Annotated in this window: 17 protein-coding genes; 11 read left to right on the forward strand and 6 right to left on the reverse strand. The window is 62.5% G+C overall.

Translation table 11 applies throughout. The annotated features are described in order from the left end of the window. Positions 1 to 162 precede the first annotated feature (162 nt). Complete coding sequence (locus QMG79_RS01595) at positions 163 to 1,311, forward strand: acetoin utilization protein AcuC (RefSeq protein ID WP_283536812.1); 1,149 nt, start codon at positions 163 to 165, stop codon at positions 1,309 to 1,311. A 64-nt stretch (positions 1,312 to 1,375) separates the two neighbouring features. Further along, positions 1,376 to 1,999 (forward strand): ArsR/SmtB family transcription factor, encoded by a 624-nt coding sequence (locus tag QMG79_RS01600; RefSeq protein ID WP_283536813.1) that lies wholly within the window; start codon positions 1,376 to 1,378, stop codon positions 1,997 to 1,999. A gap of 27 nt (positions 2,000 to 2,026) precedes the next feature. Here the strand turns inward: QMG79_RS01600 and QMG79_RS01605 are convergent, their stop codons facing one another. Beyond that, complete coding sequence (locus QMG79_RS01605; protein WP_283536814.1) at positions 2,027 to 3,349, reverse strand: alpha-hydroxy acid oxidase; 1,323 nt, start codon at positions 3,347 to 3,349, stop codon at positions 2,027 to 2,029. Between the two features lie 119 nt (positions 3,350 to 3,468). Here QMG79_RS01605 and QMG79_RS01610 point away from each other — a divergent pair, with 119 nt between their 5' ends. Further along, positions 3,469 to 4,173 (forward strand): FadR/GntR family transcriptional regulator, encoded by a 705-nt coding sequence (locus QMG79_RS01610; RefSeq protein WP_283536815.1) that lies wholly within the window; start codon positions 3,469 to 3,471, stop codon positions 4,171 to 4,173. Between the two features lie 57 nt (positions 4,174 to 4,230). Here the strand turns inward: QMG79_RS01610 and QMG79_RS01615 are convergent, their stop codons facing one another. Continuing rightward, on the reverse strand, positions 4,231 to 5,334 hold the full coding sequence (locus QMG79_RS01615; protein ID WP_283536816.1) for a LacI family DNA-binding transcriptional regulator: 1,104 nt from the start codon (positions 5,332 to 5,334) through the stop codon (positions 4,231 to 4,233). 323 nt (positions 5,335 to 5,657) lie between these two features. Here QMG79_RS01615 and QMG79_RS01620 point away from each other — a divergent pair, with 323 nt between their 5' ends. Genes QMG79_RS01620 through QMG79_RS01640 form a run of 5 tightly spaced genes read left to right on the forward strand, consistent with a single transcriptional unit; the run spans position 5,658 to position 11,694 of the window. Further along, positions 5,658 to 7,109, forward strand: a complete 1,452-nt coding sequence (locus QMG79_RS01620) for a Gfo/Idh/MocA family oxidoreductase (RefSeq protein ID WP_283536817.1) — start codon at positions 5,658 to 5,660, stop codon at positions 7,107 to 7,109. A gap of 25 nt (positions 7,110 to 7,134) precedes the next feature. Then, complete coding sequence (locus QMG79_RS01625; protein ID WP_283536818.1) at positions 7,135 to 8,169, forward strand: NAD-dependent epimerase/dehydratase family protein; 1,035 nt, start codon at positions 7,135 to 7,137, stop codon at positions 8,167 to 8,169. Then, positions 8,166 to 9,071, forward strand: a complete 906-nt coding sequence (locus QMG79_RS01630; protein ID WP_283536819.1) for a 5-dehydro-4-deoxyglucarate dehydratase — start codon at positions 8,166 to 8,168, stop codon at positions 9,069 to 9,071. The genes QMG79_RS01625 and QMG79_RS01630 overlap by 4 nt, the downstream gene beginning before the upstream one ends. Continuing rightward, on the forward strand, positions 9,071 to 10,246 hold the full coding sequence (locus QMG79_RS01635) for a mandelate racemase/muconate lactonizing enzyme family protein (RefSeq protein WP_283536820.1): 1,176 nt from the start codon (positions 9,071 to 9,073) through the stop codon (positions 10,244 to 10,246). The genes QMG79_RS01630 and QMG79_RS01635 overlap by 1 nt, the downstream gene beginning before the upstream one ends. Next, complete coding sequence (locus QMG79_RS01640) at positions 10,243 to 11,694, forward strand: aldehyde dehydrogenase (NADP(+)) (RefSeq protein ID WP_283536821.1); 1,452 nt, start codon at positions 10,243 to 10,245, stop codon at positions 11,692 to 11,694. The genes QMG79_RS01635 and QMG79_RS01640 overlap by 4 nt, the downstream gene beginning before the upstream one ends. A 47-nt stretch (positions 11,695 to 11,741) precedes the next feature. Here the strand turns inward: QMG79_RS01640 and QMG79_RS01645 are convergent, their stop codons facing one another. From QMG79_RS01645 to QMG79_RS01660, 4 genes are all read right to left on the reverse strand, one after another. Further along, positions 11,742 to 12,896, reverse strand: coding sequence for a M24 family metallopeptidase (locus QMG79_RS01645; RefSeq protein WP_283536822.1), 1,155 nt, complete (start codon positions 12,894 to 12,896; stop codon positions 11,742 to 11,744). After that, complete coding sequence (locus tag QMG79_RS01650) at positions 12,893 to 14,941, reverse strand: DUF6807 family protein (RefSeq protein WP_283537332.1); 2,049 nt, start codon at positions 14,939 to 14,941, stop codon at positions 12,893 to 12,895. The genes QMG79_RS01645 and QMG79_RS01650 overlap by 4 nt, the downstream gene beginning before the upstream one ends. Positions 14,942 to 15,033: 92 nt before the next feature. Continuing rightward, positions 15,034 to 16,233 carry an acetylxylan esterase gene (locus tag QMG79_RS01655; protein WP_283536823.1) on the reverse strand — a complete coding sequence of 400 codons (1,200 nt, stop codon included), beginning with the start codon at positions 16,231 to 16,233 and terminating at the stop codon, positions 15,034 to 15,036. 110 nt (positions 16,234 to 16,343) lie between these two features. Continuing rightward, positions 16,344 to 17,639 (reverse strand): ABC transporter substrate-binding protein, encoded by a 1,296-nt coding sequence (locus tag QMG79_RS01660; RefSeq protein ID WP_283536824.1) that lies wholly within the window; start codon positions 17,637 to 17,639, stop codon positions 16,344 to 16,346. Between the two features lie 84 nt (positions 17,640 to 17,723). Between QMG79_RS01660 and QMG79_RS01665 the strand changes: the two genes are divergently transcribed. The 3 genes from QMG79_RS01665 to QMG79_RS01675 are packed head-to-tail and all read left to right on the forward strand — an operon-like array spanning position 17,724 to position 19,829. Then, positions 17,724 to 17,963 carry a hypothetical protein gene (locus tag QMG79_RS01665; RefSeq protein ID WP_283536825.1) on the forward strand — a complete coding sequence of 80 codons (240 nt, stop codon included), beginning with the start codon at positions 17,724 to 17,726 and terminating at the stop codon, positions 17,961 to 17,963. After that, positions 17,960 to 18,904, forward strand: a complete 945-nt coding sequence (locus QMG79_RS01670) for a carbohydrate ABC transporter permease (RefSeq protein WP_283536826.1) — start codon at positions 17,960 to 17,962, stop codon at positions 18,902 to 18,904. The genes QMG79_RS01665 and QMG79_RS01670 overlap by 4 nt, the downstream gene beginning before the upstream one ends. After that, complete coding sequence (locus QMG79_RS01675) at positions 18,897 to 19,829, forward strand: carbohydrate ABC transporter permease (protein ID WP_283536827.1); 933 nt, start codon at positions 18,897 to 18,899, stop codon at positions 19,827 to 19,829. Before QMG79_RS01670 ends, QMG79_RS01675 begins: the two co-directional genes overlap by 8 nt. Positions 19,830 to 19,935 lie beyond the last annotated feature (106 nt).

Consider the following 19,935-nt stretch of genomic DNA (forward strand, 5'->3'; position numbering starts at 1 on the left):
TGGTGTTCCTCGATCGAATCCGTGTCCTCAAGTAGTAAACCACTAATGCGGGCGCAGTGACTGGGCCTGGCCGCGCATTGCTCGGGTAGCCTGTGGATGGTGACCTTCCTGCCCGGACTCAGTAAACCCGCTCCGCCTACGGTAGTGGCGTGGGATCAGTCCATGACCGCTTACGACTTCGGCCCGGGCCACCCGATGTCTCCCGCTCGCCTGGACCTGACAGCACGCATGGTCGAGAGCCTTGGCTTGCTCGAATTGCCGCACGTTGATGTCGCTGCACCGGAGGTAGCGACCGACGTCGAACTTCACACAGTGCACAGCCAAGACTTTGTCGCAGCCGTCCGGGCCGTGAGTGCTGAACCGGCACTGGTGGACATTGCGCACGGGCTCGGGACAGAGGATGACCCGGCCTTCGCGGGGATGCACGATGCAGCCGCGCGTCTGGCGGGGGGTTCCCTGCTGGGCGCCGACGCGGTCCTCGCAGGGACAGCTCTCCGCGCAGTCAATTTTGGCGGCGGCATGCATCATGCCGCCCGCGACAGGGCGAGTGGCTTCTGCATCTACAACGATGCGGCACTGGCCATTGCCAGGCTTCTGGACGGCGGACTCAGCAGAATCGTCTACATCGATATTGATGCGCACCACGGCGACGGTACCGAAAGTATTTTCTGGAATGATCCGCGGGTCCTCACGATTTCCGTGCATGAGAGTGGGATGACCCTGTTTCCTGGAACTGGATTCGCCAATGAACTGGGAGGCCCGGATGCAGCGGGGTCAGCTGTCAACGTTGCCCTGCCGGCGGGTACCGGAGACGCAGGATGGCTGCGGGCATTTCACGCGGTTGTTCCCCAGTTGGTAGGAGCCTTTGCGCCCGACGTCATTGTCAGCCAACACGGCTGTGACAGCCACGGAACTGATCCGCTGACCCATCTCAATATCAGCATTGATGCCCAGAGGGAGGCGGCTACAGCCATCGCAGGGCTTGCCGACCGTTTTTGTGCCGGTCGCTGGATTGCCACGGGTGGTGGCGGATACAACGTCACAGGCGTCGTGCCGCGCGCCTGGGGCCACCTCGTGGCGATTAGTGCCGGCCGGCCGGTTCCACTGCGCACTCCGGTTCCGGCCACCTGGCGAGCCTATGTAGCGGAAAAATTCGGTACTGAGACGCCGGAGTTCATGGGCGATGACGTGGAGCTTTGGTGGCGATCGTGGGAAGTCGGGTTCGACCCCAACGACCCGGTGGATCGCACTGTCATGGCGACGCGCAAGGCCGTTTTCCCATTGCACGGGTTGGATCCCTGGTTCGACTGACGCCGGATTCCCCGGAATCTTCCAGTGGATGCCATTTGAGGCATATGTCGCTAGGGTGGAGTCCATGGTGACAGACGACGTATTTGCCGTCATTGCAGAGGGTACCCGGCGTGAAATCCTGGCTGCGCTGCGGTCGGGGGACATGGCCGTGGGTGAGCTGGTCGCGGAGCTCCAGACCAGCCAGCCCACCATTTCCAAGCATCTGAAAGTTCTCCGCGAGGCCGAGCTCGTCAGCATGCGCGCGCAAGGGCAGAAACGCTACTACGCACTCAACCGGGAACCCCTTGAAGGGGTTGCGCGCTGGCTTGCGGCGTTCGACGTCGAACCTCAGGCCAGTGTACCGGGAACCGTTTTGCCCACAACAGAGCCGCACGGCAGTCCGCAACCGATCGAGGAGGCTCGCGACCACGGAGTGCCCCAGGCCGCCGGACCCGGCGCTTTTGGTCTTGCTGCTGCAGAGCCTGGCCGTTCCGTGCCTGCGAAACAAGGGCCCGGAGATGCCGCCGTTCTTGAGCGGGACAACGCTGAGCTCAGCGCGGCGGTGGTGGTGCGTGGCGGAACTGCCGGGACGGCCGGCATAGGTGCGGACAATACTGTCCCCCAACAGATTGGCCGGACCGTGGGACGTGCAGCCACGAAGGCCGCAGACCTCATTGCCAACCTGCCCAAGTTCGGCCGCAAGAAATAGCCCAACTCCCTGGCGTTGGGGGCGGTTTTACCGGGGCAGGAGGTGGACGTGGTCCGGCGTCAGTTCGGCGATGCTGCTGACGCCCAGCAGGGCCATGGTGCGGATCATGTCCTTTTCCAGGATTGCCAGCGCGCGGTCGACGCCGAGGCGGCCACCGGCCATCAGACCGTAGAGGTAAGCGCGTCCAATGAGCGTGAAGTCCGCGCCCAGGGCCAGGGCCGCGACGATGTCGGCTCCGCTCATGATTCCCGTATCCAGGATGATGGCCGCGCCCGAATGATCCGCAGCAAATGCTTTCCTGACCTCCGGGAGGAGGTGGAAGGGGATGGGGGCTCGGTCCAGCTGACGGCCGCCGTGGTTGGAGATCACGACACCGTCAGCACCGTGGTCAACCACCTTGCGGGCATCTTCTACTGTCTGGATGCCCTTGACCACCAGGTTGCCCTTCCAGGTTTCGCGCAGCCAGTCGAGGTCCTCGAATGTCAGCGTAGGGTCAAACATCGAGTTGATCAGATCGGCGACGGTTCCGGTGTACCGGGACAGGGACGCGAATGTCAGTGGCTCGTGGGTCAGGAAGTTGAACCACCAGGCCGGACGATACGAGGCATCCACCACCGTTTTGAGAGTCAGTGCCGGGGGGATCGTCATGCCGTTGCGCACGTCCCTGAGGCGAGCTCCGGCGACGGCGGTGTCCACCGTGACCATGAGGGTGTCGTTGCCCGCCCTGGCTGCACGTTCAATCAATGCCAGCGAGCGGTCCCGGTCTGTCCATAGGTAGAGCTGGAACCAGTTACGGCCATTGGGTGCAGCTGCTGCGACGTCTTCGATGGATGCGGTGCCCATGGTGGACAGGGTGTAGGGGATGCCTGCTGCCTGGGCAGCCTGGGAGCCGGCATACTCGCCCTCCGACTGCATCATCCGGGTAAATCCGGTAGGGGCAATACCTACGGGAAGCCTGGAAGTTTTCCCCAGGATCTGGGTGCTCAGGTCCACGCTGGACACGTTGCGAAGGATGCCGGGCCGGAATTCGATGTCCAGGAAGGCGTTGCGGGCCCTGCGGAGAGTGATCTCCTCTTCCGCGGCGCCATCGGTGTAGTCAAAAGGTGCCTGCGGTGTTCGGCGCTTGGCAATATCCCGCAGTTCCCAGATGGTACTGGCCCGGTTGAGCCGCGCCGCTTTGCCGAACTCAGGCTTTTTGAACTGCATCAGGGGTGCAAGGTCGGAGTACTTGGGGACACGACGCTTCAGTGCCGCCGGGGTGCCGCGGATGGCGGGCGCCGCCGCGGGAACGGCAGCCTGCCCTGGAGCAGGAGTGATCTCCGGGGTGCTGCTGGGGATGGTGTGCGTCATTGAACTGCCTCTCGCTACAGGGTGATGATTGCGTTCCAGGAGGGCCGCGGTATTCCCGGAGGTGTGGTCTAACCACACTGTATTCCATGTGGTCCAACCTCATCAACTACTATTGCTGCATGCGAACCCACCAGGTAGTCCAGCAGTGGATTGAGCTCGAACTTTCCCAAGGCAGGCTCTCCCTCGGCAGCCGGCTACCCGCTGAGCGGGCCCTGGCTGAGCAGTTGGCCGTGTCGCGAACCTCGGTCCGGGAAGCGATCCGCATCCTGGAGGCCATGGGGGTGGTTCGGGCCGGCGTAGGGTCGGGTCCGGACGCCGGGACAGTTGTCATCGCGGATCCGACGGCGGCGCTGGGCTCTGCGCTGCGGCTGCACGTGGCGACTGCGCACTTGCCGGTCAGGGACATTGTGGAAACCCGAGTCCTGCTGGAATCCTGGGCGGTGAGCCGCGTGCGTCCGGACGCCACGGTAATGGCCCGTGCTGCCGAGCTTTTGGACCTGATGGACGCTGCGTCCGACGTCGACTATTTCCTGGAACTGGACGTGCAGTTCCACCTTGCCCTTGCCAGTGCCGCCGGGAATGCGGTGGTGAGCGCCATGATGGGCTCGCTCCGCGAATCAATCCAGAACTACGCCGGCACGCTGACGGCCAATCTTCCCGACTGGCAGCGCACGTCAGCCCGGCTGCGCCGTGAGCATCGCGAAATTCTGGCTGCTATTGCCGCTGACGACGGCGGACGTGCGGCCAAGCTGGTGGCGCACCACATCGAGGGGTACTACGCAGAAGCAGGGCTGGGGGTCAGCACGGATCCATCCGCCGGGTAGCGTCCCGGTCCGGCGGAGTGTGCCAGCGGGCACTGTGCCAGGCGATGGAGGGGCCTGTCACTGCGGGCCTGGATGGACCGCTGCCGGTCCGGTGCTTCCCCGGACAGTCAGCTTTGGGTGAAAGATGGTTGGCAGGGGGGCACGTGCCCCGTCGTCAGCGTCTTCCACCGCGGCTGAGGCTGCCAGCGGAGCTGCTGTGGTTGCCGTGGGGGCTGGCAGGCGGGCGCTCCGGATGGTTTCAATCATTCGCTGCCAGGCCTGTTCTCCGAGTTCCGTAATGGGAACAGTCATGGTGGTCAGGGTCGGTGTGGTGTACCGGGCAAACGAGATGTCATCAAAACCGGTGACGGAGATGTCACCCGGTACGTTGACCCCATGCTCGTGGAGTCCACTGAGCAGTCCCATGGCCACAAGGTCGTTGAACGTCAGGACTCCCGTTGCGCCGCTTGAAAGCACTGCATCCACCGCTTGGTGGCCGACTTCAAAGGAGGATCCGCCGGGGAGCATGTGCACGTCAATGCCAGGGTTTGCTTCCCTAAATCTTTCCAGCCCAGCCAGGCGGAGTTTGTTGGATGCGCTGCGGGGTGGGCCGGACAGGAATGCCAGCCTGGTGTGCCCAAGCCCCACCAGGTGGTCCGCAAGGTCCTGGATGCCCTTGGCATAGTCCACCATGAGGCTTGGGGAGGCCGTGTTCTCAGTGCTCCGGTTGATCAGGACCAGCGGCTGGAGGGACGGGGCCAGTTCGGCCAGTTCGGCGTCGCTCATCCGGGGAGCGCACAGGACCAGCCCGTCGCACCGGCGCCGGGCTTCTCCGGCGAGTATGGCCTCCTCGCTGGAAACCTCTGAGGAATCCGCAATGAGGACTCGGTAACCGTCTTGGGCGGCTGCCATGCTCAGCCCCCGCAGGATGGCCTGGAACGTTGGGTTAGACAGGTCGGGGACCACGATGCCGATGGTGTCCGTCTTGCCGAGTGCCAGGCTGCGGCCCACCGGATTTGGTTGGTACCTGAGCTCTGTTGCTGCTGCCCTTACCCGGGCGGCAATTTCGGCGTCAACCGTAAAATTGCCATTCATTACGCGTGACACAGTTGCGAGCGAGACGCCTGCCAGCTTTGCCACGTCGGCTATGCCGATCCTGCCTGTGGCCGATCTCCTGCCCATGAATCTCCCTCAGCCCAGCTCACCTGCCGGGCACATTCTGGTGTGGTGCCGATTCCAGCTGGCGGGATGTCCAATGCCATGGTCTGGATGGCCAGCATACCCCGCGGTGGGAAGCGTTTTCTGGGCAATTTTACGCGGCACGCGATAATTCGCGCCAATCAGGTACCGCCTGCACTCCGGCGAATATTCCAGTGTGGTTGACGGGACCGGCACTCTGTTGGTAAAAACTGTACTAGGGATTGAGAAAACGCTTTCTCACTATCGTTCCGAGTGGTCGCACGCCGCCCAGGTCCACCCACAGCTCCCGAAAGGTCCTCCTCTTCATGGTCAGCACAGTCACCACCGCAGCGTCGCGAAAAGACACCACGAGCCCAGGGGCGCTGCCACGTACGGACCACGCCCGTGCCGCCGGCTCGGCAGGACGCACCCGCCTTGTTCTCATTGGGACTGGCGGCCGCTCGGAGATGTATATCCGGGCGATCTTGGGCAACTATGCGCAGGTTGCGGAACTGGTGGCCATCTCGGATATCAATCCGGGCCGCGTGGAGTTCTACCAGAAGCTCATCCAGGAAATCGGTGCAGATGGGCCTGTCCAGACATTTGAACCCGGTGAGCTGACGGCCTTTGTCCAGGCGAATGCCATCGATCGGGTGGTTGTCACCACTCCGGACTACACTCACGCGGACTTCATTGTGGAGGGACTTGAGGCAGGCGCCGATGTTGTTGTCGAAAAGCCGCTGACCATCGATGCGCAGGGGTGCCGTCGGATCACCGAAGCTGTTGCCCGGACAGGCAGGAATGTGGTTGTCACCTTCAACTACCGCTACTCGCCCCGGAACAGTGCCCTCAAGGAAATTATCCAGAGTGGTGTGATTGGCAAGGTAACGTCCGTCGATTTCAGCTGGGTCCTGGACACGGTCCACGGAGCGGACTATTTCCGTCGCTGGCACCGGGAAAAGAAAAACTCTGGCGGGCTGCTCATCCACAAGGCCTCGCACCACTTTGATCTTGTCAACTGGTGGATCAATGACGTTCCCACCCGTGTATTCGCCTCTGGTGGACTGAAGTTCTACGGCGAGGCCAATGCTGCTGAACGGGGCCTCGGAGAACGGCCCGAACGCGGCACTCCCGAGGTTGCCCACGTCCCTGGGACGCCCAGGGATCCATTTGTCCTGGATCTTCGCGAAGACGATCGCCTCAAAGCCCTTTTCCTGGACAACGAACATTTTGATGGATACCGCCGTGACCAGGACGTTTTCACTGCGGGCATCACCATTGAGGACAACCTGGCGCTGGTGGTGGAGTACGACGGCGGCCCTCGCCTCAGCTACTCGCTCAACGCCCACAGCCCGTGGGAAGGATACCGGGTTGCCATCAATGGCACAGAGGGCCGTGCGGAGCTTGAGGTAGTCGAACGTGCCGCCGTCGAGAACAGCGCCGACAAAAAGACGGTTGTGGACCCCAGCGCCACCCCCGTTCTGGAAGAGGACACCGTCCGGGCCATCGGGGAACGGCTGGTTGTCCAGCGCCACTGGGAGCCCGCACGGGAGGTAGCGATCATCAATGGCGAAGGCGGCCACGGCGGCGGCGATGAGCTGCTGCTCTCGGATCTGTTCAACGGTCCGGGCGAAGACCCGCTGGGCAGGCCGTCGGGCTATCTGGACGGGCTGCGTTCCGTGTCAGTGGGAATTGCAGGAAACCGCTCACTTGAAACCGACAGGCCGGTGAGCATCGAGGAACTTAACCTCGGTGTCGACCTGCGCCACAACCGCTGACACCGGCCGGGATCTAAGGAAGACCATGAGTAGGATTTTTGTGACAGGCGGCTCCGGCCGGCTGGGACGAAGCGTCGTTGCAGGACTCGCTGCCGCCGGCCATCGGGTGACCTCGGTGGACCGTGACGCGGTGCCGGCCGACGAGCTCCCCGCTGGGGTGGAGCAGGCTACTGCCGATCTTTCCGCGCCCGGGGAGGCAGCGCGCCTGATGCGTGCGGCGGCACCTGACGCCGTCATTCACCTGGCAGCGATAGCTGTACCGTTCAGCGCTCCTGAGGACGTCATCCTCAGCACCAATACGAAACTGGCCTATGCGGTCATCAGCGCGGCAACGGACCAAAATGTGCCCAAGATCGTCACGGCGAGCAGTCCCACCGTGCTGGGCTATGGCTCGCCGGCAGGATGGCTGCCAGCACGCTTCCCCCTGGATGAGGAGACGCCCGCCCGTCCCTGGAACGCCTACGCGCTCTCCAAGTCCATTGCCGAACAGACGGTCCAGATGTTCGCAGCCGCACAGGGGGACCGCATCCGCTATGCCGCATTCCGTCCATGCTTTGTCATTTCCCCCGAGGAGTGGGCGGGCGCGCCCACTCAGCAGGGCCACACTCTCTCCGAGCGACTCGCAGACCCTGCGCTGTCCGCGCCGGCACTCTTCAACTACGTCGACGCCCGGGACGTCGCCGATTTCCTGCACGTCCTGCTGGAAAAAATGGAGAGTATCCCCAACGGGGAGACTTTTTTCGTCGGTGCAGCCGATGCCCTGGCGACCGAGCCCTTGGCCGAACTGCTGCCCAGATATGTGCCGGGAAGCTCGGAAATAGCCGCCGTCCTGACGGGCGTCAGCCCGGCCTTCTCCATTGCCAAGGCCCACCGCCTGCTGGGCTGGAAACCGACCCGCAGCTGGCGTACTGAACTTGTGGATCCAGCATGTGTCGCACCGGGCACAGCAGGACCACTGCAGGGCTCCGCCGCAGCAGGATTCGACGCGGGGCACACCACACCAGTCATGAAGAGCGATGCGCTGGTAACAGCCAGCCCTGGAATCAAGGAGACCCGATGAAATTCGACGGAGTGCTGTTCTTCCCTGTGACTCCTTTCACTGACAAGGGAACCGTGGATGGTGGCCTCCTCAAGGAACACATCTCCTCCCGCTTGCCCTTCGGGCCCGGCGGTGTCTTTCCCGCCTGCGGGACTGGTGAGTTTCACGCGCTGAGCCTTGCGGAAGTCCGCACGGTTGTCCGTGCAGCTGTTGAGGTTGTGGCAGGCACGGTGCCAGTGGTGGCGGGCGCAGGCGGCCCCCTGGGGCACGCCATCGAAGCTGCGAAGGTCGCCGAAGACGCTGGTGCTGATGCCCTGTTGGTGCTACCGCCATACCTTGTGACAGGGCCAAGCGAGGGCCTCGTGGCCTACATCGAGGCTGTGGCTCGAGCCAGCAGCCTGCCAGTGATTGTGTACCACCGGGGCAACGCAAAATTCACTGCTGCATCCATGGCCACGCTGGCTGCAGATCCCAAGGTGATCGGATTTAAGGACGGGCTCGGTGACGTCGGCCTAGCCCAGGAGATAGTCTCTGCCATCAGAGCCTCAGGCCGTGAGGATTTTGCGCTGTTCAACGGGCTTTTGACTGCCGAACTCACCCAGGGCGCCTACCGCGGCCTGGGGATCCCGCTGTATTCCTCTGCAGCATTCGCGATGGCCCCGGAAATCGCCACGGCATACTACGACGCCTACGAGGCTGGTGACGAGGAGCGGCGGAATGCGCTCCTCGAGGGGTTTTACGAACCACTGGTCCGGCTGCGGGACCAGACTCCCGGCTTTGGTGTTTCCCTCATCAAGGCCGGGCTGCGCCTGGGCGGCCTTTCCGTAGGTTCCGTCCGGCCTCCCCTCGTGGATCCGAGCGAGGAGCAGTTGGTACAACTCTCAGCAATCCTCGCCAAGGGCTACGAGCTGGTTGGCCGCTGATGAACGCGCCAGGTGCCCCGGCCGCGCGTACCCCTGCGGGCGTTCCGCTGATTAAGGGGGTGAGCACCACTGTGCTGACAGCCAGGCTGCGGCGAAGCTGGGGCGCTGAAGCGCCAGAAAACCACGTGGTCACAACCCGCATCGACACTGATGACGGCGGAACGGGATACGGGTTTTCCTGGACGCCAACCATAGGTCCCTACGCTGTGCAGGCCCTGCTGGAACACGACATTGCACCGTTCCTGAAAGGCTTACCGGCCCATCCGGAGGTCGTCTGGGACGCGCTGTGGAAAAGGCTGCACGAGGCCGGCGGCGGCGGGCTGACAACAATTGCGATGGCAGGCATTGACCTTGCGCTGTGGGACGCCCAGGCACGCCGCGCAGGACTCACGGTTTCGGGGCTCCTGGGGCAACGCAGAGACTCGGCTGAGGTATATGGTTCTGGCGTCAATCTGCACTACACACTGGATGAACTTGTTGCCCAGGTAAGGCGATGGATCGCGGCAGGGCACACTGCCGTCAAGATCAAGGTGGGCAAACCGGACATCCGCGAGGACACCGAAAGGGTGGCTGCGGTCAGGGAAGTGCTGGGTCCGCACCGAAAACTGATGATTGATGCCAACCAGCGCTGGGATCTGCCAACAACGTTCAAAGCCCTTGAGGCGCTGGGAGGGTTTGGCCTGGAATGGCTGGAAGAGCCCATCATTGCAGATGACCTGTGGGCTTACCGGCGGCTGCGAAAACACTCACCGGTTCCCATTGCCCTGGGTGAAAACCTGCATACTATCTACCGGTTTCGAGATTTCATTGAAGCTGGGGCTGTAGATATCATCCAGCCCAACATTGTCCGGGTAGGTGGCATTACGCCTTTCCGGCGGATTGTAGAGCTGGCCCGGACCAACAGCATCAGGGTCATGCCACACCTCCTGCCGGAACTGTCGGGGCAACTCGCCCTGACGCTGGCCGAAGACACACTGGTGGAGGACGTCGAAGATGCTTCCTTTGACCAGCTTGGCCTCCTGGCTGGCCCGGCCCCGGTAGAGATTGTGGACAGCAGGGTCCACCTGACTGGCCAGCCGGGACTTGGTTTCCGCTTTCGCGAACCCGCGGTTGCCGAGCCGGCCGAAAATCCCAGTGTCCCAACCGCAGCGCTCCAGAACAGGAACCACCCGTGACACATGAAACGCTTTCCCTTTCCGACCTGACTGCAGCAGCTACTGCTGCAGCGCGCATTGCCGCTGCCGCAAGCGACGTTGAACGCGCCACCTGGCTCAGGGCCGTCGCCGATGCACTCGACGCGCACTCTGCTGAACTCGTGGAAATTGCCGATTCGGAATCCCACCTGGGCGCCACCCGGCTGACGGGCGAAGTGGCCCGCACCACGGGGCAACTCCGGCTCTTTGCCGACGTGATTACCGAAGGGTCCTACCTTGAGGCGATTGTGGACCATGCCAACCCCAACTCCACGCCGCCCAGTCCAGACCTGCGGAGGATGCTTGTTCCGGTGGGCCCGGTTGGCGTTTTCTCGGCATCGAATTTTCCCTTCGCCTTTTCGGTGGCGGGCGGGGACACTGCCTCGGCACTGGCCGTGGGCTGCCCCGTGATTGTGAAGGCCCATAGCGGTCATATCAAGCTTTCTGAACGCACCGCCGAGGTGGTCAGTGCAGCCCTGCGTACAGCTGGCGCACCAGACGGGATATTCGCGGTGGTCAGTGGCCGTGAAGCAGGCGTAGCGCTGGTTCAGGACCCAGCCATTAAAGCCGTGGGTTTTACCGGTTCGGTGCCTGGTGGCCGGGCGCTCTTTGATCTGGCCGTTGGCCGCCCGGAACCCATTCCTTTTTACGGGGAACTAGGCAGCCTGAACCCCGTTGTGGTGACGGCCGCTGCACTTGCAGACCGTGCTGAGGCACTGGCTGCCGGCCTCGCGGCGTCCTTTACCCTCGGAGTGGGCCAGTTCTGCACGAAGCCGGGCGTTGTCTTCATCCCGGCCGGGACTAACTTTGCTACGTTGCTGGCCGAAGCCACAGCAGAAAAGACCGGCGGAGCCATGCTGACCGAGCGGATCGCAGAAGCGTACCCGGACGGTCTGCGGGCAGTTGCAGCACTGCCCGCCGTCGACGTTGTCAGCGGCTCCGTAGACCAGGACGCCGCTGCCCATGGCGCCGCGCCGGTGGTCTTCTCCACCACAGCTGCCAACGTCATGGACCGGCCGGAGGAGCTCCTGGAGGAGTGTTTTGGCCCGACCACGCTGCTGATCGAATACACCACCGGGGCGGAACTCATGGCGGCCCTTGCCAAGGTCCCGGGAAGTCTCACCGCGACCGTCCACGCGCAGCCCGAGGAGGATATCTCGGGCCTGGTGGAGCAGCTTTCACATCTTGCCGGCCGGGTACTCTTCAACGGCTGGCCCACCGGAGTGGCGGTTAACTGGGCACAGCAGCATGGTGGTCCATATCCGGCAACAACTTCGCTGTTTACCTCGGTGGGCGCCACGGCGGTCCGCCGCTTCCAGCGTCCGGTTGCTTACCAGGATGCTCCGGAATCGGCACTGCACCCGGCCCTGCGAGAGGCCAACCCGCTGGGCATCCCGCGTCGCGTGGACGGTGAACTCCGCCTTCCCTAGGGGTCCCGCTGGCTCACCGGCCCCGGCGGCTGGCCAACACCGCTGTCCTAGGGCTGCAGGGTGTCGGGCCTTGCCAGTCCATTGACCATTGTGGTTGGCCAGCGTGGATCCACCGTAAGGATCGCCAGTCCGGAGTCTCTGAGCTGGAGGGTATCTTCAATCTTGACCCCCGGTCCCGAGGGATTCCACGTGAAAGGCTGATTGAGGACTATCGGGTCATCGAGACCCGGTACAACGCGGGGGTCGCGGCCCGCGTACCCTGCCGGCCCGCCCTGATGATGTTTCTCCCACTGGTCGGCTCCGAAACCGTGCCTTCTGTAGGACGCCTTGATCTCGGTGAACACGGCGGAGAGCTGGGCCCCAGGTGTGGTGGCATCGAAGATGTCCGCTTCTACCGCCGCAATCCTGGTTTCCGCATCACGCTCGCCAGGGATGCCGGCGTCGAACCTTACCCATCGGGTGATATTGGCGATCAGCCCGTCCCGACGCGCGCAGACAACAGCCATGGCCCTGCGTCCCAGGGGCGCGTGGGTGGCCAGCGGGTGCCTGAAGGAAGCACGGGAGGCGCCATTGCAGAGCAGGACCAACGGCTCCGCTCCGAGCGCCACAACGCGGGACGCGAGCTGGGAGACCACTGCATATTCGGAGTTATCCGGCCGGGTAGCCGAGAGTACGTCCGTCAGGACGACCGCCAGATCAACACCTAGCTGGCCATAACGCGCGCTCTCCGCCGGAAGAAGGCCCTGGCGGGCGGTACGGAGTTCGCTGGCGGCTGCAGCCTCTTCCACAAGCGACGGTCCAGCAAAATCCATGGCGGCCTGCTGCAGGTTGCCGTACCAGGGAACCTCATGAAGCTCCACGCCAGCCGGCAGTTCTTCCGCCGCAATCCGACCGGCCTCGTTGGCAAAGGTAAACAGGTGATCGCCACTGTGGGTCACCACTCCTGCTGCAATGGGATCTCCCGCAAGGCTGACGTGAACGCGACTGCCATCCAGGTACCAGGTCAGGGACGTCTGGGTGGAAAGCAGCAGGGCCGAGGCGCCGTGTGCGTCCAGGATCGCCAGGACCCGCGCGCGCTTTATTGCCCGATCCGCTGCATTCGCAGGGGCAGTCCTGGCTGCTGCGCTCCGCTCCGGAGCATTCCGCCCGGTCACGCTGGCAAGGTCCAGTGCTCTTCGCGTGGCAGCGATGGCCTGTGTCATCGCGTTTCCTTCCGGTCAGAGAGCACCTGCTGGATCTCGGCGGTGCCCAGAATTCCGTCAGCTATCACCACTGAGACACTGCGGTGGACAGGGGCTTCACTGCTGGTGATGACTGGGCGCTCCCAGGCGAGCGACTGACCCACACCCGGGTATCCACTGACGCGGACAAACCAGGGATCGGTGGATTCTTCCGCTGCCACGTAGACAAGGGTTGCGGAACCTTCGGAAAAGGTTCCGCTCCATGCCAGCCAAGGAGCTGTGCTGCCGTGGACGTTTTCCTCACCCGACGCGGATTCTGTCCAGACAGTGGCGTCCGGATTCTCGGGAAGCCGCCAGAAGAATCCGCCATAACCACCCTCATGGCGACCATGTGTGCCGGGGCTGCCGAGATGCACAGCGTTTTCCGTTGCTGGGCTCAGCGTGAAATCGAGTGTCAGTTGCCAGGCGCTCGGCGAGACAGCACGCCATGACCAGAGTCGATCCTCGTGCAGAACGTCGGCGCCGTCCGGGCCCGACCACGCCAGCGTCTCGCGGAGGGTTGCTCCGTCCTCGTGGATGCTGGTCCGGCGAATACTGCCGTGATCGGGGCGCCACACATAGGCGCCGGCGTCGCGGGTGTAGGTGCGCCCACCCCAGAAGTTGATACCGTCCACATCCTGCAGTGCCACACCAACGCCGAGGTGCCATACATGATCGGCTGGCTGGTGATCGGTAACCACCGTGCCAGCCAGCGTGCGGACCGGGTGCAGGTACGGTCGGGGCGAGGACGTGTGGCGTACGTGCGAACCGTCCAGATACTCAGCTACGCGCAGCTGCTTGGTTTCCGGAGGGGCTGTGCTGATGGCGGAAACTCCACGGGGGACGGCAGGTAGTTCCAGGACATGCGTTGGACGCAGTGGGCGTGCCCACGGTGCACCGAGCTCCGAGAAGGTCGCAAGGGACAAAGCTGACCGCTTGATGAGGTCACTGATTCCGTGTACCACCGGGTGGGCAAGATCTCCGTCCCCCTCCCACGTCACATACTGGGAACCTATTTCCTGAGGATCGGGCGCGGTCCTGATGGACTCCAGAACCGCGGTGAAGGCTCCGGCATGCTCCAGGGAGCTCAACAGCTCCGTGCTGTTGGCACGCGCGGAAAGCAGGTTTTCCAGAAGATCAAACCTGCCGAAGACCTGACGGCGCTCGCCGTCCTGGGCAGTGATGACAAGTTCGTCCTGCGTGTAGTAGAAAGTCACCTGGCCCTCGGTTCCATGGACCGTAACTGACGGATTCTCCTGTTCAGGGGCGCAGAGCGTCAAGGCGCAGACAAGGGTCCGTCCCGCAGCCGTCCGGATGCGCAGGACAGATGTGTCATCACTCTGCGTCGCGTGGGCCCGGTACAGGTCTGTTTCCACCGAGACAACATCCGCCAGAGTATGGGCGCCAGCAATGTGCAGGGCAGTGGCTACTGCATGGGCCAGGGCATTGGTGCAAACACCATCAACCACATCGACGCCGTTGATACTGCGCTTGCCAGCCCATCGGGAACGGCCAAAGTACCCTTTGGTCCGCAGCCACTGACCCGTAGCGGTAACGCCCAGCACAGTACCCAGGCTGCCTGAATCCATCAGGTTCTTGATCGCGGGCAAGGCCTGCGAACCGAGACTCTGGAAGCCCACCTGAACGAGCCGCCCAGCAGCCTCTGCGGCGGCCAGGACTTCCTGGAACTGCGCAAGCGAAGCGACGGGTGGCTTTTCCACGTAGACATCGGCGCCGGCAGCAAGGGCCGCCAAGGACAGGGCCGCGTGCGTCTGGATTGGGGTGGCAAGGATAACCACATCAGGCGCAAGGCCCGCAGCAAGCAGTTCAGCCAGCGAGGCGAAAACGGATGCTGAGCCGGGCAGGGCGCCTGGAGCAGGCGGATGGGGGTCAGCCACTGCCACAAGCTCGACGGCGCCGCCCTTCTGCAGCCGTGCCAGGTTCGCCAGGTGCCGTTCGCCGTAGCCATGGACACCCACCAGGGCAACCCGTGGGACACGGGCGTGGACCTGCTGGGGTGCGTCCATGGCTGCCGGTAGTCCCGTAGCTCCAGATGTGTGGGTCATGTGCTGTTCCTTCGTTGCTGGGGTTTTGTCCTGTCGTGGCGCCGCAGTCATCGCTATGGTGGCCCGCCAGGGGCCCTGGCGCCCAGCGCAGTGGCCAAAAATCCATAGGCTTCGTCCTGCATGCCCGCAGTAAAAACGTGCCCTTCGTTCCAGAAGCTTCCCCTGTAGGGGCTGTCTGCGCGTGGGCCGTCTGGGCTATCAGTGCCAGTGGAACCAGGATTCGGGTTTTTCTGATGCAGGGTTGTGAGCAGCTCATGGGCGTCCCGCATGCCTTGCTCGGGAAATAGCGGGTCCAGCATGCCGTACTGCACAAGGAACGACGTGGCCGTGGACCTGTGGGTCAGCGCCGGCCAGTCATCCAGGTCCCAGAGCCCGGGCGTCTGCAGAAGCCATGAATGAGCATCCAGGTAGGCGGGAACCAGTGCGTCAAAAGTTGTCATCATGCAGGTCACGACGTAGCTGCGGATCCGTGGACTCAGAGCAGCCAGTGCCAGTGACCGGCCGCCACCGCCAGAGAACCCCAGGCAGCCAAGCCTGGATGCATCAACACCCGGCTGCGCCGCCAGGATGTCCAGTGCCGCAAGGTCGTCGTGCGCAACCATGCCGGCAAGGCTGGTCCCCAGAAGTCCCGCTGCCTTGGCCAGGGTATCTTCGTGGATCGCGGCGGCGGCGTTGTACCGCTCACCATCGGTGGGTTCGATGCCTGACTCCCGCCATTGGGCTTCCTGTGCGGCCATGGCCGCCGCGGTCCGCCACGGAGGGTTCTGCAGGTCAAACCTGCGGCTTCCCCACGAGAATGTGTCGTGGGCCAGCACCACAAATCCGCGGAGGGCGAGTTCGCGCACCATTGAACGCCCTGCGTAGTGGCCAGCCTGCGCAGCGGCAGCCAACGCATCCGAATCGTGGGCACCTGCAACCAGGCGGTTGGCGCCGCCAAACTTGTTTCCGCCGTGGCAGTGCAGTGCCAGGATGCCGGGAAGTTCGGCAGTACTTCCCGCTGGTCGAGCAAGCCAGCCCCGGGTGCGGGGTCCAAAACCCAACTGCCAGCTGACGGCGGCGGTGGTCACGCCGTCGTGCGTTGTTGTTTCGTCCACCCGGAGTTCCGGCAACCCGGCTCGACCAGGGATCCCCAGTGTGCTGGCCAGGTCCTGGGTGGCAGGGCAGGATGTCTGATGGCGTGATGCGGAGCGGACGTAGGCGGGCCAGTCTCCATAACCGGAGATGGCGCTTGGCCGTTCCAAGGGACGTGGCACGTGGCTGACCTGTCGTGGCAGTGCGGATGATCATTGCTGGCGGGCGAAACTAACTGTACTGATTCCGGGCCCGCACTGATGGATGGCGCTGGCAGGCCCGGAAACACTACCTACTCCAGGCTTTGGTTGACCTCATCAACAAATGCCTTTGCGGCGTCATTGACTGTTGCGTTGCCAAAGAGGACATCCGTGGTGGCGCGGTTAAGGACGTCCAGGGTTACCGATGACCCGGCGGGGAATGGCAGGGGAGGGGTGATCTCCATGGCTGCAAGCCGATCGAGGTAGGCTGCTTCCTTCTGCTGCGACTCATTCAGGCTTGGAATGATGGCTGCTTTGAGATCCGTGTTGGCTGGCATGCCACGATCACTCTTGATCTTCTCTGCTGCATCAACATTGTTCACCAGGTAGTTGATGAACTTCGCAGCTTCTTCCGGATTCTTCGACTTGGCGGAAATGGCGTACTCCATGGAGGAGCGCAGCCACGCACCTGGAGTTTTGCCCTCGGAGGGCAATTTCATCATCTGCAATGGCGAGCCGGAGTAGGAATTCATCTGGTTGCTCCAGGAAATCTTCATGCCCTGCTTTCCCTGCCCAATGAGCGTCAGTTCCGGCTGGGCCGAGTTGTCTTCGACGTACTGGGACGCCGGCGGGTTGGCACCGGAATCCATCATGTCCTTCTGCTGCTGCAGGAGTTCAGCCACTGTCTCCTGGCTGACCCCCAGCTTCGTGCCGTCATCGTTATACAGGGATTCTCCATGCTGGCGGGCCCATGCTGCTAGGAACGAATCGTTCGAGGACGCCGTGGCGCCATAGGTGCCGGCTGGCGAATTCTTGGTGATCTGTTCGGCGATGTCAGCGTAGTCATCCCAAGTCCAGGTCTCGTCATCTGGCAGTGCAACGCCTGCCGCTTCGAAGACCTGGGGATCCACCACCATGGACATGGCGTTCAGGCCGGCGGTAACCGTGTACTGGGTGCCATCAATGGTGCCGAGGTCCGGAGTTCCGGCTGCAAACATGGAGGTATCCAGTTGATCCTTGACCTTATCCAGATCCAGCAGGACGCCCCGGGTAGCGTATTCGCTCGGGTATGAGCCGCTCATGGTGATGACGTCCGGGCTGGTGCCGCCAGCGATCTGGGTAGCCATCTTGTCCCAGTATGAGCTGAATTCGGTACTCTCCCCGGTGACCTTGATGGTGGGGTTGGCTGCCTCAAAATCGGCGATGACCTCCCGGGTGGTCTGGGCGCGTGAATCATTTCCCCACCAGGCAAAGCGAAGAACCACGGGATCCTCTTCGGTGCCCGCCGGTCCGGCATTCGAGCTGCCGCTACAGCCAGTGAGCACAACTGACAGAGCAGCTGCCCCAGCAGCTGCGCCCATCATGGATTTTTTCAGACTGAACCGCATTGTCCTGCCCCTCATGGATTGTGTGTGTGGGAGTGACCCACCCTACAGAAAGCGCTTTCTCAAAAATTAGCAAATGAGCTATACATGAGTCAAGAAAACGTTTACTTTGATATCGAGACGCATTTCATCTGCCAGCAACGAAGCGGCCAGTTCCGCCCCGCGAGCAGACTTCCCAACGACAGTCACTTCTGTGATTCCCGCAACGTGGAGGCCACGATGACCAAAGGAGACCACATGGCCGCTCTCGAATTTCCCCGAGGGGTGGGTTTGGCACAGGCGCCGGACGGCACGCCGGGTCACCAGGGGCGGGGGATGTGGCAGTGAGCGCCATAAGCGAACTCTCATCCCTCAAGCGCCGCAAGGGCAAGGCCACGGCCGAGGAAAAAAAGGCCAATGGTCGCGACAACAAGGCCGCCTACATTTTTCTCCTGCCCTGGCTCCTGGGCCTCATCGGCATCACTGTCGGTCCCATGCTGATGTCGCTGTATCTGTCTTTCACCGACTACAACCTCCTGCAGCCGCCAGAATGGATTGGCCTCGAGAATTTCACCCGGATGCTCTCGGATTCGCGGCTGCATAATTCACTCGGCGTCACGTTCACCTACGTTCTTGTCGGGGTGCCCCTTCAGTTGGCAGTGGCGCTGTTGATTGCGCTCGTGCTGGACAAGGGGATCCGCGGACTGCCGTTCTACCGTTCCATCTTCTACCTGCCGTCCCTGCTGGGCGGATCGGTAGCCATAGCCATTCTCTGGAAGCAGATTTTCGGCACCACGGGTCTGGTCAATCAGATCCTGGCGATGTTTGGCATCCAGGGCCCCGGGTGGATCTCGGATCCCAGTACGGCGCTTGGGTCGATCATCCTGTTGCACATCTGGACGTTCGGCGCCCCCATGATCATTTTCCTGGCTGGTCTGCGCCAAATCCCGGTGATGTACTACGAAGCGGCAAAGGTTGATGGCGCCAGTACTCTCCAACAGTTCTGGCGGATCACCCTGCCGATGCTGAGCCCCATTATCTTCTTCAACCTGGTGCTGCAGATCATCGGCGCCTTCCAGTCCTTCACGCAGGCATTTATCGTCTCCGGTGGCAGCGGGGGGCCCTCGGATTCCACCATGTTCTTCACGCTGTACCTCTACCAGAAGGGTTTTGGCCAGTTCGACATGGGGTACGCGTCTGCCATGGCCTGGTTCCTCCTTCTGATCATCGGCGCTTTCACTGCCATCAACTTCGTCGCTGCAAAGTATTGGGTGTTCTACGATGACTAAACTTCAGGCACTTCCCGCTTCGGACACGCTCGGCACCGAGCCTGGGGAAAAAAGCAAGAGGGTGAGGGAATCCCGTGGTTCGCTCCATTACAGCAGGCGGGCCCGTATCCGTGGGTGGGTCAAGCACGTTGTGTTGGTCATTGCCGGTGGCGTGATGATTTATCCGCTGCTCTGGATGGTTGTTTCATCACTGCGGCCAAATGAGCTCATTTTCCGGGAACCGGGCCTGTGGCTCAACGGCCTGGAAATGAGCAACTATACGGACGGCTGGTCGGCGCTGACCCACCCCTTCGGCCACTACATGCTCAACTCGGCAATCGTGGTGATTGGCTCCATCCTGAGCAACCTGATCTCGTGCTCCATGGCCGCGTACGCATTTGCCAGGCTGCAGTTCAGTGGCAAGAAACTATTTTTCGGGATCATGCTCTTGACCATCATGCTGCCATTCCACGTGGTGATTGTTCCCCAGTACATCCTGTTCTCGCAGATTGGATGGGTCAATACGTTCTGGCCGCTCATCATCCCGAAGCTGCTGGCAACTGATGCCTTTTTCGTCTTCCTCATGGTGCAGTTCATTCGTGGTATTCCGAAGGACCTCGATGAGGCAGCCCGGATTGATGGGGCCGGCCATCCACGGATCTTCCTGCGTGTGATTCTGCCGCTGATGGTGCCAGCCCTGGCGACCACCACCATTTTCACGTTCATCTGGACCTGGAACGATTTCTTCGGCGCACTGATCTATCTGACGGACCCGGACATGTTCACCGTTCCGGTTGCCCTGCGCGCATTTGTTGATTCGCAGTCTGCAACCAGCTGGGGCTCACTGTTTGCCATGTCGATTGTCTCGCTCCTGCCAGTGTTCCTGGTTTTCCTTTTTGGACAGCGATTCCTGATCAAGGGCATTGCCACAACCGGCATCAAATAGTCCCGCAGGTACGTGCTGTGCCGAGGCTGCCCGGCTGGACCGTTATGGACCGGCCGGGCAGCCTCGTTGATCCCTGGAGCTTTCTGGCTAGGGCCGTTGGCTAGAA

It is taken from the genome of Pseudarthrobacter sp. PS3-L1 (assembly GCF_030063285.1).
Taxonomy (GTDB): Bacteria; Actinomycetota; Actinomycetes; order Actinomycetales; family Micrococcaceae; genus Arthrobacter.